Below are 17047 nucleotides of genomic sequence, written 5' to 3'. Positions count from 1 at the left end.
CACGCTTTAAGAACCGCCATATATGCAGTTCTCAGACCAGATTGGACCGGGGCAAGTCATTGATGCTGTTCAGGCTGGGTTTCAGGCGAAGGGCTGCCTGTTGCGTCGTCGCGCGTGCGAAACTGGCCCAAAAAGGCAGCAACACGACCCTGGTAAATCTCACCGGCCGTCTCAAAGCCGTTGCAGTGCCCAGCGTCCTCAATCAGCCAGAACTCCGCCTGCCCACCGGTCTTCTGGTGCAACAAGTCCGCGTGTGACCTTTTTACGACGCTGTCCTGCCCGCCATGGATCAGAAAAACCGGCCGCGGCGAAATATCCGCAATCATATCTGCAGGGGCAGCATACTCATCCAGACCGATGCGTAGTCGCGTCAGGCCAACTACGAAACGCCCCCACATCCGGCCCGCCCAATCCGCCCGGCCCCTCAGGCGCTGGCGCGTATAATCACCGACGAAGTCTTCAAACCGCGCAATCGAGGCTTCTGCAATCACACCGTCGATCAGCGGTTCCTGCGCGGCAGCAAGGATAGCCGCTGAACCGCCAAGCGAACAGCCCATGACGACAATGCGGCCGTATCCGCGCTCGTGCATCTCGCGCGCTGCCGCAACGGCATCCCTGGCCTCGCGAACCGCCAAGCCTGTGCCACGGCCCTGGCCGTCGCTCAGCCCATTCTCGCGCATGTCAAAAAGCAGGACGGCCGCGCCCAGGTCATGCAGCATAGGCAGATGCTTGAGATGTGTCCGCCGATCGCCACTGCGGCCGTGTAGGGTGACGACCACCAGGTCGCTCTCATCTGCCGACGGCACAAGCCAGCCCCGCAGGGTCTGGCCTGGAGCAACGGCAAAGCTGACATCCTCATAGGGAAGACCGGAACGGGACTGGGGCGTTTCTGGAAACACAAATGTCTCGGGGTCCGGCTGGCTGTAGCTCGGCGGACTGGTCAGCCCCTTAGATTCCCGCCAGGCGGCAAGCAGCAAGACCAACGCAATGGCAACCAATCCTGCGGCGCCCAAGGTTAACGTGATCACCCGCATTGCTACGCGACCTCTTCGGCTTTACTGCGCGCGCTATCGAGAGCCTTCAGCCTTCGCGAAATCTCTTTAGCCACATTGTCAATATTCGGTATTCTGAGGATGTTGTAGTGATCGGCATTCATTACAATCACTTCCATGGCTCCAGTGATGATGCCGTCCCAGCCAAGCCGGTCTCCCGCCCGCTCAAAGGGCAGCTCTGCATTCTTGGCCCGGAAGAGCAGCACATCACCGGGATACTCCGGCGGATGGTAGCGCTCTTGCGCGCGCTTATAGGCGTCGATGCAGTTGCGGGAAAAGACTTCAATATGCGATCTGGGCTGTGACTGACCCTTGGGCTCGACAGGGGGCTTGATCGTGCCGACAACCTTGCGTGCGCGCTTTGCAAACCGCGCTCTGATTTCACCTGGCCCGAGTTCCATCCAGCCGCGCACCTTGCGGCTGAGCCGCTTCAGTTCATGATTGAGCTGCACAGGCCGGTACATTTCCTGCGGCGCAAGCGTATCTAGCATACAGAGGAACTCGACCTGACGGCCACTCTGACGCAGCCGGTGCGCCATTTCGACGGCAATCACGCCCCCGCCGGAATAGCCGATGAACCGGTAAGGCCCGGCTGGATCCACCGTTAGCACGTGCCGCACATAGAGTTCGGCCATCTCCTCGATGGTTTCATGCACCGGCAGGGTACCATCTACGCCCTGCGCCTCGATCCCGTAGATCGTTGATCCGTTCTTAAGGCTGTCGGCAAGCGGTTTGAACACCAGCGCCGTGCCACCCGCTCCATGCACAAGAAAGACAGGTTTGACGCCGGACTTTCCCTGAACCATACGGACAATCGGCGTCCACCGGCTCTTGGCAGGAACTGACCGGATCGCAGGTTTCTGCGGCACGGTCGCCGGCCGGGTCGTTTCTGCGACTGCAACCGACGTTTCCGAAGCAGCCGGCGTCTCTTCCAGCGGCTCGGGCAGGCCCTCCCGCACCAGCACCGCCAGTGTCCGGATCGTCGGCGCCTGCAGCAGCGCGCTAAGGGCGAGTTCCACCCCCATTTCCCGCCGTATACGCGCAAACAGACGCACACCGGTAAGAGAACCGCCCCCATAGGAGAGGAATTCCTCGTCCAGCCCCAGGGCTTCGACGCCAAGGATCTCCGAACACATCTGCGCCAGGCGCTGCTCGACCGGGTCTCTGCCGATGACAGCTTGCCGGTCTGCGCTCGCGCCGGAAGGGCCCTGCGTCGCAGTTGCCGGGCCATTCGTCACGAGCAGCGCCTGCGAGACCGACACGGGCGAAACAACAAAGGCCTGCGCCCCTTGGGCAAACAGATGCTCAAACATCCCGCGCGCTTCAGAAGCCCGGATGCCTTCGGCAAGCAGACGGTCCCGGACAGTGGCCGACATATCGGGAACGGCCGGAATATCGCCGCTGAACGAGACCAACCGGAACGACGCCCCCCGGATTTCCAGCAGGGGCGCGCCGGACGCATCCTGGATATCCACATCAAACGAAGCGGCGTCTTCGCTGCGCGATATCAGCCGGCTTTCAGCCGTGAACGCACCGGTGAGCGCGCCATGGACCCTAACCGCATCTATGGAGACCGGCGCGAAGACGCCCCGCTCGGCATCATTCTCCAGCAGGAAAAGACCCGCCGCAAAGCTTGTATCAAACAGTGCCGGATGGATCCTGTATGTACCGAGGTCGGCTGCAAACTCCCCGGGCAGAGCGAACTGCGCGCTGACAGCGCCGTCGCCCATTGCTGCGCGGATCACATTGTTCCAGCGCGGACCAAATGCGACACCGCGTTCGGTCAGTGTCAATCGCTCTGCTCCAAGCATTGCCGGGCAAGGCACAGAAGCCACAGGCTCCGCTCCCAGAGAGCGCGCAGAGAGGCGCGCCTCGAAATGAAGGAGCCAGACTTCGCCAGCATGGGCGCGGCTTTCCACTTCGATCCGGAAGCCATCATCCTCGAGCGGCGTCAGCGTCGTGCGGACTTGCCGGGACTGGCGCGGATGGATCGCCAACGGCGCCACATAGCTCAGCTGGCTGATCTCGATGGCATCCCCAAGCCCTGCGCTGAGAGCTGCGGCGCTGGCGATTTCAACATAGGCCGAGCCGGGCAACACGGCGATGTCACCAATCCGGTGTTCGGCCAGAGCCCACAGCGAAGCCTCCGAGAAAGTTTCGGCAAATTGCAGCGTTCCGTTCTTTGTCTCCTGCCGCGCGCCAAGCAGCGGATGCATCACCCCGCCAGTGCCCACTGCGCCGGCATCGGCTGCCCGCTTGGCCATGCCAATGTCGGACCAGACACCCCAGGTGATGACCCTGCCATCGCGCCGGGACATCGCAACGGCCTCTGCAATCGCATTGCCGGCCACATAGTCGCTCTGCCCCGGCGGGGTGATGAGGACGCTGGTTGACGAAAATACAGTGAACAGATCAAGGGATCCATCCGGAAGCAGCGCGTCCAACACGCGCGCGCCATCGGCCTTGGCAGCGAGCACGCGGTGGGCTTCCTCCAGAGATTTCATTGCCATCGGCGCATCATCAATCATGCCGGCAGCATGAAATACGCCGTTGATTGCGCCGAAGCGCGCAGTAGCCTCCGCGACGACCGCCTCCATGGCTGCCTTTTTGGCCACGTCGGCCGCCAGGACGAGCACTTCGGCGCCCATTTCCTCCAGCGCGATCAGTTCGCGGGCCCGTGCCACCTCTGCCGATGCGCCCCAGCCCGCCGCAAGACGTTCCCAGTTTTCGCGCGGCGGCGCCGGTGTGCGCCCCGTCAGGACAAGCCGCGCTTTGACCGAACCGGCCAGATAACGCGCAAGTTCCAGACCAATCCCGCCCAGGCCGCCCGTGATGAGATAAACGCCGCGGTCGCGCAGGACCGAGGCCTGCGCATCTGTCGGCTCGCGCTTGAGAACCGGCGCCAACCGCTGCCCGTTCCGCCATGCTATGACCGGCGCATCACCCAACGCATCCAGTTCACTAACGATCCCCAGGGCCCGGCCTGTTGCATCATCCTTGGCATCAAAGTCTACGAGGCGCGACCGAACTCCGGGCTGTTCGGCGCTGAGCATCCGCCAGGGGCCGAGAACACCGGCCTGCGGAATGTCACAGGTCTCGCCGTTCTGCGCGGCAAAAGCGTTCTGCGTCACCGCCAGGAACAGGGCCTTCTCCGCCCAGCCGGAAAGCTGCAGACCCTTGGTCAGGGTAAACGCAGCATCAAACGGGCCGTTCGTTTTTTCTGTCCTCGCAAACAACGCAGGCCACAGGAAAACGAGCGTATCGGGCTCCCCGCAATCCTTCGACAGCGCATCGATCAGCGGCGCATAGTCTGCTGCTGCTGCATTGAAGGAATACGCGCCATCGCCGCTCTGAACCGTCTCCGCCGCAGCATCATGGGAGACGACGAAGCAGGTGTCCCCCCGGGCGCGCAGCCGGTTGATCACCTCGGAGGCCAACTCGCTGCCATCACTGAACACGACATGCGCGCGCGCCGCCTGCGGCGCGGCCGACAGGGGTGCGGGCTCAAAGACGCGTGTCTCGAACCAGTCCTTCACATCCGCGCTGCGGAAAATCTGCGGCATGTCCGTTTCAGCCGCCGCCTTGCCCTTGCCAGGCTCGATCCAATGACGTTGGCGCTCAAATGCGTATGAGGGAACAGAAACACGCCGCAGCCCTTCTCCCGTCCGTATGCGGGAAAAATCTACCGGCGCGCCAAGCGCCCACAAATGACCAAACGCCGACAGGGCATAGCTTGCAGCGTCATGATGCTCGACGGCGGTTGGCAGGCTCGCCACAACGCCTCGCGGCGCATGCTCGGCCTGCGCAAGGCCAGCCAGAGCGCAAAGCGCCTGCCCCGGGCCCACTTCCAGGAGAATGGTATCAGGCTTTGCAAGCACAGCGGAAAGACCATCTGCAAAGCGCACAGCGCCGCGCAAATGGCTGACCCAATAGTCTGACGTCGCCAGTTCCTGCGGATTTGCCGCTGCGCCCACGAGATTGTTGATGAACTCGATCTTTGGCGCTGTCAGCTTCACTCGGTCGAGGCGGGCCCGGAACCGCGCCAGCCCGCTGTCAAGCATGCGGGAATGGGCCGCCACCTTGATGCGCACCGGCGCATGCTTGATGCCCTCCGCCTCAAGACGTTTTGAAAACGCCGCCAAAGGCTCCAGCGCGCCAGAAACAACAGTCACCTGAGGCGAATTGAGAACGGCAATGTCGAGATCGTCGCCGACAAGCGCGCGCACCCGCGCCTCTTCGTCCTGAACGCTGACCATCCCGCCAGCAGGCGCGTTCTCAAAAATCTCGCCCCGCTCGAGAACGACCCCGATCGCGTCTTCAAGCGACATGATCCCGGCAAGCACAGCGGCAGCATATTCACCAGCGCTGTGGCCAATCACGGCATCGGGCACCACGCCCCAGCTTTCCCATAGTTTGGAAAGTGCGTACTCTACAATGAACACGGCAAGCAGCGAATAGGTCGGCCGCTCCAGCGCGGCAGACCCTTCCTGAAAGTTCGCTGCGTCGAACATCAGCCTACGCAGGTCGGTAGCCAGCCCCGCTTCAAGCACCTTGAAGCAGGCCTCCACGGCATTCCGGAAGACCGGATTGTTCTCATAGAGCGACCGCGCCGCATTGGGATATTGCGCCCCGCCACCCGGGAACATGAACACGATGCGCGGCTTGACGTCCTTCGCCGTGGCCGCCGTCCGCCGCCAGGTGCCATTGGGCGAGAGTTGATCGGCCAGTTCGGCCGCATCGGAAGCCACCACAGTCGCGCGATGGGCAAAATGCTTGCGCCCCGTCTGCGTCGTGAAGGCGGAGTTGGCGATGCAGAAGCCCGGCCCGGGATCTGTTGCAAAGTCGCGCCATTTGGCAACGAGGCCTTCCAGCGATGTCTTCGTCTTGGCAGAAAGCGCAATGATCTGCGGCCCAGACGCCATCGCAGGCGGCAGAATGGGCGGCTCTTCGATCACCACATGCGCATTTGTTCCGCCAACCCCCAAAGAGTTGACGCTCGCCCGGCGCGGACGGCCCGTCCGGGGCCAGTCCTTCTGTTCACCGACGACCTTGAACGGGCTGCGGGCAAAGTCAAAACGGCTGTTGGGCTTAGAGAAATTCAGCGTCGCAGGAAGCTTCTCTCCGCGCATCGCCATCACGACCTTGATTAGGGAAGCAATCCCCGCCGCCGTATCAAGGTGACCGATATTGGTTTTCACCGAGCCGATGCCGATCGACCCGGCCGGCGCTTCGCCATAGACCTGTTGCAGAGCCGACAACTCGATCGGATCACCGACCAGAGTGCCGGTGCCGTGAGCTTCTATATAGTCGACACTCGCCGGATCAACCCCGGCGATCGCCAGGGCCTCAGCCGCCGCCATCGCCTGGCCGTCAATGCTGGGCGCCAGGTATCCGGCCTTGCGGGCCCCGTCATTGTTGATGGCAGAACCGAGGATGACGGCATGAATATTGTCCCCGTCACGCAGCGCGTCGTCCAGCCGTCGCAGCGCAACCACGGCGGCGCCGCTGCCAAACAGCGTGCCATCGGCGGCGTCGTCAAACGCGCGGCACCGTCCGGTCGAGGAGAGTATCTCGCCTTCCGCATGCCGATAACCCCGGCCATGAGGCAGGTCGATACTTGCCCCGCCCGCCAGCGCCATGTCGCATTCTCGCGCCAGCAGGCTCTGTACCGCCATATGAATGGCCACCAGCGAAGTAGAGCATGCCGTCTGGATGCCGATGCTGGGGCCATGCAGGTTCAGGAGGTAGGATACACGTGTCGTCAGGAAGTCCTTGTCATTGCCGGTATGGCGCAGGAGGAACATGCCCTCGCTCTCGACAAGTTCCGGATTACTCAGCAGGTTGAACGCCAGATAGGCCTGCATCCCGCAGCCGCCGAACACACCAACCGCGCCCTCAAATTCATCCGCAGGCATGTGACCGGCGTCTTCCAGTGCTTCCCAGCAGCACTCGAGAAAGTGCCGGTGCTGGGGATCAAGGATCGCCGCCTCGCGCGGACTGAAGCCGAAGAAGCCTGCATCGAACATTTCCATGTCCGGCAGGGCCATCGTCGCGCGGATGTATCGCGGGTCCTGAATGGCCGAGAAGGACTCCCCGGCCGCCACCAGCTCTTCCGGCGTCAGCCAGCGGGTCGCGTCCCGCCCGGCTTCCAGCATCGACCAGTATTCGCGCACGGACCGCGCGCCGGGAAAATGCCCGGCCATGCCAACGATAGCGATGCTGTTCTCATCGGCCATTGCAATCAGGTCCTCGCAGGATCACGGCGGCGCGCCCCAAGGCGTGCCTGGGCCCGGCCCAGAGCGGCATTCGGCTTGTCCTTGTCATCTCCGGCACCCTTCCGTATACGGTCGGCCAGCGTCCGCACGGTCGGGAACCGGAAGACGTCGGTAATGGTGACCTCTCTGGAAAATTCGCTCTGTACCCGGCGCAGCATCTGGAAAGCCAGAAGCGAGTGACCGCCAAGGTCGAAGAAGTTCGCGTTGACGTCGATCGCCGGCAGCCCAAGCAGCTCCTGCCAGAGCGCGGCGAGCTTCTGCTCTGTCTCGTCGCTCGGTGTTTCGACAGAGCCCTGAACCACAGCCTCTGGCGCAGGCAGCGCCTTGCGGTCGATCTTGCCGTTGGGCGTCAGGGGCAGCGCCGGCAGTGCCACGATCTGCGCTGGCACCATGATTTCCGGCAGGCTCTGCGAGAGCTCGGCCCGAAGTGCCTTCGCATCGAGGTCTGTTCCCGGCTTCACGACACAATACGCCACAAGACGCTTGTTCTCATTACTTTCGCCGAGTGCGGCAACAACTGCCTGGGCAATCTCGTCCCGGGCCACAAGCGCGGCCTCGATCTCGCCTAGCTCGATCCGGTGGCCGCGAAGTTTGACCTGATGATCAATTCGCCCGAGGAATTCCAGCTTGCCATCGCGGTGTCGGCGCACAAGGTCACCCGTCCGGTACATCAGCTCACCCGGACGATCCGCCAGCGTCACAAAACGCTCTGCCGTCAGCTCCGGCCGGTTCCAGTAACCGAGCGTCACCCCGTCCCCGCCGATCAGCAATTCGCCCGCAGCCAGCGCCGGTTGCGGGCGCCCCGAAGCGGAGTCGATCCGCAGGGTCGTATTCAGCAGCGCTTCGCCCAGCGGAATATAAGCCCCGATCTCGGTGAGGTCACACATGGTCGACCAGATGGTTGTCTCTGTCGGGCCATACATGTTGAACAGTTTTGCCTGCGGCGCATTGGCCCGCAAAGATCGCGCCAGCTCCATCGGAAGGGCTTCCCCGCCAACACAGATCACCTGGAGCCCGGTCAGCTTGTCGCTCTCCCCGCCCAGCATCATAGCCATGGAGGGCGTACACTGAAGGTGGGAGACGCCGAAGAATTCCAGATCATCGGCAACCGTATGACGACCCTCATGGGAAGAGGCGCCCGCCCGATCCATCACGCGGCGCAGGTAAGGCAGGTGCTCAATGGCGAGGTCCTGGTCCACGCCAAAGTCGACCAGACAACCGACCTCATCCACCCCGATGGCATGCACCCGGCGCGTCATCTCTGCGCAGGTTTCCACCGATCCGAAGAGGCCACTCGTCTGGAAGTAACGCTCGAATGCATGATCCAGCAGCGCGTCCATCTCTTCGGCGGTCAGGGGCTCTGCGTCCATCACCTCCTGCGCCGTCCGGCCGCTCGCCTCTCCGCGTTGCACCAGCGTCGGAAAGGTCCATGCCGCGTCGCGCACAAGGTCTACTGCCGTGCGCAGGTAATTCTTCATCGGCTGGCGGACGACTTCGCGGACATATTCATCCGTATCGCCCACAAAGGAGTGAAGCATCAGCGTCACGCGGCCCTCGCCCGGATGCCCGGCTTTCTTCCACGCTTCGCGATACTTTGCGATATTGCCGCCCAGCTCGGCCACAGACATGCCCAGCAGGTGGGTGAGCACGTTGAAGCCCTGGCGGCCTGCGCTTTCAAACGCCTCGGGCGCCTTGGCAATGGTCAGCCAGATCGGCAGTTCTTTCTGAACGGGGCGCGGCTGGGTCCGCGTCGCGATCTCAACACCATTGGGGTTGACGAAAGGCACAGCCTCGCCGCGCCACAGGCGCTTGAGCGTATCAATCCGCTGCGGCAGCGTATCCTTGCGTCCGGCAAAATTGTCCGGTGCCAGAACAAAATCGTTCGGCTGCCAGCCCGTCGCAATTGCGAGCCCAACCCGGCCCCCCGAGATATTATCGATCACCGCCCAGTCTTCCGCCACGCGGATGGGATGGTGCAGCGGCAGTACGCAGCTGCCCGCCCGGATATGGACATTCTTGGTGATCGCGGCGAGCGCGGCGCTTGTCACAGCCGGATTGGGGAACGACCCGCCGAAATCGTGGAAGTGCCGCTCGGGCGTCCAGATGGCCTCAAAGCCATTTTCGTCGGCAAAGCGGGCGCCTGCAAACAGGAGCTTGTACTGATCGGCATTCGCCGATGAGGACGCAGCAAAATAGAACAGGCTGAAGGGCTTGGCTTTCTGCGCCTCGGCGCCATGCAACGCCACGGTCAGGCCGCGCGACAGCGTCCAGAACAGTTCGAGCACGGAAATATCAAAGTTCGGGCTCGTCACCGCCAGCCAGGTGTCGCCGTCCTTGTAAGGCAGGCGGACATCCATAGCAGCGAAGAAGTTTGCCAGCGCGCCATGCTGCACCTTCACGCCCTTGGGGCGCCCGGTAGAGCCAGATGTATAGATCAGATAGGCAAGATCCTGCGGCGTCACGTCCACTGGCTGCCAGTTCCCCGCAACGCCGCTGGTCAGTTCACTGAACGCCAGGCATTGGGCGCCGGAGCCGTCCTGCCCGCCAGCTGCGTCGACGATGACGAACCGGGACTGGCTGTCCTCCAGCATAAAATCGACGCGGTCGGCCGGATAGGCCGGATCCAGCGGCACATAGGCACATCCGGTTTTCAGCACCGCCAGAAGCGCGACCACCATTGCGATGGAGCGGTTCATGCACACGCCGACGGTTTCGCCCGCCTCAACGCCGCGCGCCATCAACTGCTCGGCCACACGGCTCGACACAGCATCAAGCTCTGCATACGTCATCGCGCCATCGCGGGTGCGCAGTGCAACACGGCCCGGCGTTTTCGCGGCCTGTACGCTTACGCCCTGATGCATCGACACGAACGCAACAGCCACGTCGGTCCCGGCCTCAAATCTGGCCAGTGTCGCGCGCTCATCCGCTGGTCGCAAATCCAGTGCGGACAGCGCCGCATGAGGCGCATCCTTCAGCGCGGCCAATGTCGCCTTGACATGCCCAGCGATCACGCCAGCCACATCGGCGTCATAGGCGCCCGCCGAGACGCGAAGAGCCAGCCCGGACTCTGTAACCTGCAATACAACATCTGCGTTGGGATGTTCTGGTGCTTCATCACCCATTACGACGCCGAGAATAAAATCATCAGCCCGGCCCTGCAGGCGTTCAGCCCGCGGGCGCCGCATGTAGGCGTCGCATGCCAGCGCCGCTTTGCCTGCTGCCGCGTCGAGAATTGCCCGCGCTTTGGCGAGCAGCTCGCCGCCCGGCGCATCCGGTGCAACATCCAGAACCAGAGGCTGCCACGGCGCAAACCAGGACGCATACCGTCCAAGCCCCGCCCATTGCGCGCCATCATGAAGCGCAATGGCTGCCGAAGACCCGGCCCCAACATGGGTCGCCCACGCCGCCAGTGCGGCGACGCCCAGCGCCGCATCAGCCCCGGCATCAAGATCAAACCTGTGGTCGCCCGATGCGGGCTTCATGGCGCGCGGATAGGGCGCTGCCTCGCTGGCAATCACGCGCGCGCTATGCGCCATCCAGAAGCTCTCTGCCCTGGCACTGGCAGCTGTATGCTGATCAATCCCGGAAACATCCTCCGCTGACAGAACCGGCAGACACGCGCCAGCCTGCAACTCGCCGATCGAGGCGGGGTTCACCGCCGCGCCCGAGGTATCCGTCAGGCCGGAAATTCGCAGCAGCTTTCCGCCTTCTGCCACAACCCGAAGGCCCTCATCTTCGAGCGCAACGATGGTTCCCGGCGGCAGCGGGGAGGCCGCGTCGCCCGCCTCAGTCACTTCGTCCACCAGCAGCACGCGCTGCCCGGTCCAAACCTTGAGATGTGATAATGTGTTGGTGTAAGGACCAAACGACATCGCCCGCGCAAGTGCCAGTGTCTGCGCCACCGGCAGGTCAAACCGCAGGGTCGCCGCCGCGTCTGGCCGCTTGAACCGGCCAAAGTAGGTGCGCTCGCCTTCCTGCGCGCGAAGGGCAACATTGGCCGACATCAGCCCGGGGATCATCGCCTTGAACGCAGCAAAGCCCGCCTCGAAACACTTGGCGTTGAGACTGAAGGCGGTATCATGCTGGTCAACTGTCACGGCTGCCGCCTCGACAATTGCGCCCATATCGGCCTTTGCTGTCATCTCGTGCCAGGTCACGCCATGCGAGGTTTCCCGCTGCAGGATCGCCCATGACGTCGCATTGAGACCGGCATAGCGCGGCAGTGGACCATCGTGAAAATTGATCGCCATCTTGCGGGCACGCTTCAGCAGCGTCTCCGGCAGCATGTCGAGGTTGGCGATGCTCAGGAGATAGTCGAACTCCAGCGCTTCAAGTGCCGCAAGGCTCGCCGGGCTCTTGCCCAGGACGCGCATGCCGGCTGCCTCGCCCCGCCGGGCAATACCTGCATCCTGGGTTAAAATGGCCGCAACCTGCCCCCCTGAATGAACAAAAGCCTCGAGGCATTGCTCCAATAGTGGACCATCGCCCACAAATAGCGCACGAATACTGCTCACGAGCCACCCACCCTATGCAACTTCACTACAAACATCTGTCCCACCCTTGAAGTAACGTTTATTTTTTTATTTGATCAAGCGTTGACCCGTTTTTCCTACGCGATACTCAATCAGATGTGGTAAAAATGGTAATTCGAATTTCATTCAATTACCGTCCGATTTTCTATCAATACATGTGCAATTCATGTCGGAGTTTTCCATTTCTATTCTGTTTCCCCCCGTTAGCAGACGGTGATCTGCACCTGCCTTCCTGAAGGCCCACGAGGGATATGCAGGAAATGAACCAGCTGGCGGAAAGCTAGCCTGCCGCCCCTCCTGTCACTGCCCAGAGACCAGATTTTTCACACTCCCTAAATGGTTGGACTGGCTATAAGAGAGTGTCGTAGCGTGCGAATTGCGTGGCACGATAATCTCTTATCAAAGCTGATCCCCGGAATTCGTTTCGAACTGAAACACAAACTGATGTGCCCATGAGCGACCAGAATAATGATGGCTTCGGGCCGGAAAACAGGCGGGAGGTATCTTCCGCGCAGGTTATGCGCGCGGCCGCCTGGCTTAGCCTGGCCAAGATCGCCAGCTATGCGGCTGCATTCCTGAGTACCATCATCCTCGCCCGCATTCTCGTGCCGTCAGATTTCGGCGTCATCGCTATCTCAATGGCGATTGTCGGCATAGCAGCCGGGCTCTTGGATCTTCCTGTCACGTCCGCCCTGATTGCGCTGGATTCCCCGACAGAAGATGAATTTAACACTGCCTGGACCATTTCCATCCTCCGGTCGATCCTTGTCTCGGTCATAATCCTCGCTGCGGCCCACCCTCTGGCCATGGTCTTCAACATGCCGGAAATCGCGCCCGTTGTGATGGCATTGACCGGCCAAACCATGATCTTTGGTCTGAGGAACCCCTATTTTGAAAATTTCGCCCGCTCTCTGAATTTCTCCTGGGATGTCCTGGCCGAAGTTTCCGCCAAGGTCGTACAGGTCATTGTCAGTATCAGTGCGGCCCTGATCTGGAAGTCCTATTGGGCATTCGTGGCTGGGATGCTGGCCGGGGCCCTTGTCAGCATGATCGTCACTTACATAGCTGCGCGCCGGATGCCGAAGCTTTCGCTGCGTTCGCCTAGGAGGCTGTTTGGCTATTCAGTCTGGCTGGGGCTCAGCATGATCGTCAACCGGCTAAACCAGGATGCTGCCTATCTCATTTCTGGCCGCCTTTTCGGACAGGCGATCCTCGGCCAGCTGCATGTCGGGAACAAGCTCTCCTCGGAGATCTCCCACCTGATTCTCACGCCCATCATCCGCTCGCTCTTCTCCGCGTTCAGCCGGCTCGCCGATGACATGCACAGATTTCGCGCGGCCTATCTGAAGGCACAGTCCGCCACGATGGCGCTGTCGCTGCCGCTGGGCGCCGGGCTTGCACTCGTCGCAGACCCCTTGATCCCCCTCATGCTTGGGCCCAACTGGAAGGAGGCTGTCACCATCGTTCAGTTCTATGCGCCCTGCACGGGACTGCTACTGGCTGCTGGCCCCATCCGCTCTGTGGCCATGTCACTCAGCCGGACAAAGCTGATGCTGGGCCGCGACATCCTGAACTTCGTGATCCGGGTATCCTGTCTGATTACCGGAACCTTGCTCTTCGGCTTCATCGGCCTGCTGGGCAGCTACGCCGTCTCGACACTGATCGCCACAGTGATCAACCTGATTTTCCTCAAAAGGCTGATCCAGATCAGCATACTCGATCAGGTGAGCAGCTTTGGCCGCTCCATCCTCTCGACCCTTCTGATGGTAGGTGTTGTCCTCGCCGTCCGCCAGATGATAAATTTCCCGGATACAGTCCCTGGCAATATCCTGACAGTCGGTGTCCTCTCGGCCTGCGGCATGCTCACTTATGCGTCCGCCCATATTCTGCTTTGGACAGTTCATGGACGCCCGGACGGGATCGAGCAGACTGCCTTGAGTTTTGCGCGGAAACGGCTTCGGGCTCGCGGCTTCCTGCGCTGAGCCGCGGCGAACCGTCTAGGCGCGTGCCAGCAGGCGCCGCGCCGTCTCGGTGATCTTCGACCAGTTGCCCGCTGCAATGTCTGCCTGGCTGGCAATCCACGAGCCGCCCACCGCAAACACATTGGGCTGCCCCAGATACGCCTTCACGTCCGCTTCAGTGATCCCGCCCGTCGGCATGAACCGGATATGCGGCAGTGGCCCGGCCAGCGCCTTGAGTGCGGGCACACCGCCCGCAATCGAGGCCGGGAACAGCTTCAGCCGCCTGAAGCCCTCTTCCATCCGCGCCATCGCCTCGCTTGCCGTTGCCACGCCCGGGATCATCAGATGCTCCCGCCCGCCCAGCGCCGCGCGCAGGCCCGGCGACATGCCCGGCGAAACAAGGAAGCTCGCTCCCGCGTCCAGCGCCGCATCGACATCCCGCCCGCTCAGCACCGTGCCCGCCCCGACGACCAAGCCGGGCGCAGCCTTGCGCATGCCCTCGATTACCTTGAGCCCATCTGCCGTGCGCAGCGTGACCTCGGCAATCGTCACCCCCGCCTCTTCCAGCGCCTTCGCCAGTGGCGCTGCCGAAGCCGCCGAGTCCACGACGAGAACCGGCACAACCGGCGCCTTCCTGGCAGCGGCATCAAGTTTCTGAATGGCGTCAGTCATGCGTCAGGTCCCGGCAGGCAGTCGATACTGAGGCTACGCCGCCCCGCAGCAGCGCCCCTTTGTCAACGTTGTTGTGGCCCGTGTCGCCCGGGATGACAAGCACCCATCGAGCAAAATGCGCCCGGTGTCATAACGCTGAGCAGGCGCTTCCCGGCGCCTCCTTGCAGAGCGTCAGCCCGCGCTCACGCCGCCTCCGCCCCGTCCGTTGGCCCGTCCGTTGGCCCGTCCGTTGGCCGGTCCGCCGACCGGTCCAGCACCCCTGGCTCATCCCATGCCCCTTCCGGCCGGATCACCTGCAGCGGGCTCGCCCGCACACCCAGCGCCTCTGGGTGACGCGGCACCGGGATCTCCATCTCGGCATACTCGAAGCCGGAAAACGCAAAGCCTGGCCGCCCGCTCACCAGCCGGCAGCGGAACACCCGGCTCCAGGTCGGCCACAGCCGCGCCTGTATCTGCGCCAGCGCCAGCCGGTATCCCTTGCGGGCAATGATCTCGAACGTCTCCGCCAGCAACACCTTCAGCGCTGACGTTCCCCGGAATGCCGGCAGGATCGAGGTCCGCTCCACCTTCGCAAATCCGGCAAACCACCTTACACGGATCGTCCCGATCGGCCGCGTCCCGGCATAAACGACCATGTGCGTGGCTGAGAAATCATTGCCGTCATATTCTTCTTCATAAGGGCAGTCCTGCTCGGCCATGTAGACCGCCGCGCGGATTGCGATCGCCTGCTGATACTCTTCCAGCGTCCGCGCCGGCCGGGCGGAAAACGTCTCCAGCGCGCCCGGCGGCAGCGGCCGCGCGAGCACCAGCTCCCCGATCGACGGATTGCGGCTCAAGCAGCGTCCACCTGACTTTGCGACAGCGTGTCCTGCCCCCAAAGATCACTGAGACCGCCTTCTATGGGCTGAAAGCCAAGCGAGGCCATCGAGCGCTTGCCATCCTCTGTCGCCCCGCGCGCAAAGCACGGCACAGCGCCGAAAACGTCCACCCGCACGACCGCTGCCGCCATCATCACGCGCCGCCGTGCGTCCTTCGTCGCCCCCGCATAAATGCCGATATACACCCCGGCGCACAGCGCGCCCTGCTCGCAGATATGCGCCAGAGACGGCCAGCCGGGCACGAAACTCCCATCGCGCACCGCCGCCACCCCCGCCGCCGTCAGCGGCACTGATATGAATATCCCGTCTACCGGGCTCCCTGTCACCCATCCGGTCATCCCCGTCAGGCTGTCGATCCAGGTGATCGACTCCGGCGTGGCCATCACCTGCCCGGTCAGTTCCTCGGCCAGCTGCAGCCCAGCCTTCAGCTCCAGAAACGCGCCGCGGCGGAAGCCAAACTCCTCCGCGCGCGCTGCCAGGCGGGAATAGTCGATCAGAAATTCGGTCAAGGTGCGCCTCCACAAAATACGACCAGTGCGTGTATTTTGCAGAAGCGATGGCACAACTCATGGTTAACCGCAAGCATAAAACTCGCGGTCTGATTGTGGAATTGGCAGGAATTTGTAACTAAACAACCAGCCCTTGCAATTGGGCGGCGGTCTCTCGCGCCTGCTCCGGGCTGCCCAGCAACTGCCGGTTTACGCCAATGCGCTTGTACCAGTAATGAAGCCCGACCAGATCGGTGAACCCCATCCCGCCATGCACTTCGGTTGCCGTGCGCGCCACGAAGGTGCCCACTTCGGAAAGGTGCGCCTTGGCGAGGGTCGCCATCATCGGCCCTTCGGCGTCGCCAATGTCGAGCGCGTGCGCGGCATGCCAGATCAGCGCGCGCGCCGGCTCCAGCTTCGCTGCCATCTCGGCGCACATGTGTTTGACTGCCTGAAACGAGCCGATCACCCGGCCAAACTGCTGGCGCTCCCTGGAATAGGCCACCGCTTTGTCGATCATCGCCTGCGCCGCGCCCAGCGTATCGGCCGCCACCAGCAGCCGCGCAAAGGCCAGCGTTTCGGCATCCGGCGTCACGCTGACAAGCGGTTCAGCCCCGTCAAACGCCAGCTCGTGGAATATCCGTGTCCGGTCGATGGTCTGCATGACCGTGATCTTCGCCTTGCCGGCTGCCACAGAATGCAGCGTCCCGGCCGTATCGGCCAGAAGGATATGCGTCGCCCCGTCCACGCTCTGGGCAAGCAGGCTCTTGCCACTCAGCTTGCCGCCCTTCAGCTCCGCGCCCGCCCCGTCGCGCCGCGAGCAGAGCTCGGTCAGCGCGAGGGCAAACTTCGCCTCCCCGCCGGCAATGGCGCCGAGCGTTTCAGGCTTCCCGGCAAACACCTTCGCCGCCACCGCCGTCGCCAGAAACCGCGAGGGCGCCACATCATAGCCTAGCGCCTCCTGCACCAGGCACGCGTCCAGCGCGCCGAGGCCCAGCCCGCCAGCCGCCTCTGGCACCATCAGCGCCGAAAGCCCAAACTCGATGAGCGCCGCGTCCAGCGCCGCGGCTTCACCCGTCTCGCCCGCCGCGATCTTCCGGATACGGTCCAGATGCGCCGCCTCGCTCAGGACACCCTTGAGACTGTCCTGCAGCATGCGCTGGTCTTCAGATAGTGCAAATTCCATCTG

Annotated in this window: 8 protein-coding genes; 1 reads left to right on the top strand and 7 read right to left on the bottom strand. The window is 62.8% G+C overall.

Annotation, left to right across the window (positions count from 1 at the left end; translation table 11 throughout):
* Positions 1-56: 56 nt before the first annotated feature.
* Genes KG722_RS01240 through KG722_RS01230 form a run of 3 tightly spaced genes read right to left on the bottom strand, consistent with a single transcriptional unit; the run spans position 57 to position 11700 of the window.
* Positions 57-1034, bottom strand: a complete 978-nt coding sequence (locus KG722_RS01240; RefSeq protein WP_213268726.1) for an alpha/beta fold hydrolase — start codon at positions 1032-1034, stop codon at positions 57-59.
* A 2-nt stretch (positions 1035-1036) separates the two neighbouring features.
* Positions 1037-7288 carry a type I polyketide synthase gene (locus KG722_RS01235; RefSeq protein ID WP_213268724.1) on the bottom strand — a complete coding sequence of 2084 codons (6252 nt, stop codon included), beginning with the start codon at positions 7286-7288 and terminating at the stop codon, positions 1037-1039.
* A gap of 5 nt (positions 7289-7293) precedes the next feature.
* A complete protein-coding gene (locus KG722_RS01230; RefSeq protein ID WP_213268722.1) occupies positions 7294-11700 on the bottom strand; it encodes a MupA/Atu3671 family FMN-dependent luciferase-like monooxygenase in 4407 nt (1468 codons plus the stop codon).
* A 611-nt stretch (positions 11701-12311) separates the two neighbouring features.
* On the opposite strand from KG722_RS01230, the gene KG722_RS01225 reads away from it, so the two are divergent.
* Positions 12312-13841: a lipopolysaccharide biosynthesis protein gene (locus KG722_RS01225; RefSeq protein ID WP_213268720.1), complete on the top strand. Its 1530-nt coding sequence runs from the start codon at positions 12312-12314 to the stop codon at positions 13839-13841.
* A 15-nt stretch (positions 13842-13856) separates the two neighbouring features.
* On the opposite strand, the gene eda is transcribed toward KG722_RS01225, so the two are convergent.
* From eda to KG722_RS01205, 4 genes are all read right to left on the bottom strand, one after another.
* Positions 13857-14492: a bifunctional 4-hydroxy-2-oxoglutarate aldolase/2-dehydro-3-deoxy-phosphogluconate aldolase gene (eda, locus tag KG722_RS01220; RefSeq protein ID WP_213268718.1), complete on the bottom strand. Its 636-nt coding sequence runs from the start codon at positions 14490-14492 to the stop codon at positions 13857-13859.
* A gap of 182 nt (positions 14493-14674) precedes the next feature.
* Positions 14675-15328, bottom strand: coding sequence for an N-acetyltransferase (locus KG722_RS01215; protein WP_300998139.1), 654 nt, complete (start codon positions 15326-15328; stop codon positions 14675-14677).
* Positions 15325-15879, bottom strand: a complete 555-nt coding sequence (locus tag KG722_RS01210) for a hypothetical protein (RefSeq protein ID WP_213268716.1) — start codon at positions 15877-15879, stop codon at positions 15325-15327. The genes KG722_RS01215 and KG722_RS01210 overlap by 4 nt, the downstream gene beginning before the upstream one ends.
* A gap of 118 nt (positions 15880-15997) precedes the next feature.
* The gene (locus KG722_RS01205) at positions 15998-17044 is read right to left on the bottom strand and encodes an acyl-CoA dehydrogenase (RefSeq protein ID WP_213268714.1); all 1047 of its coding nucleotides are present in this window, start codon (positions 17042-17044) and stop codon (positions 15998-16000) included.
* Positions 17045-17047 lie beyond the last annotated feature (3 nt).

The sequence above is a fragment of the Hyphomonas sp. genome (genome assembly GCF_018402285.1).
Lineage (GTDB): Bacteria > Pseudomonadota > Alphaproteobacteria > Caulobacterales > Hyphomonadaceae > Hyphomonas.
The sequence above is the reverse complement of the archived record's forward strand: the minus strand, read 5'-3'. Positions and strand labels throughout refer to the sequence as shown.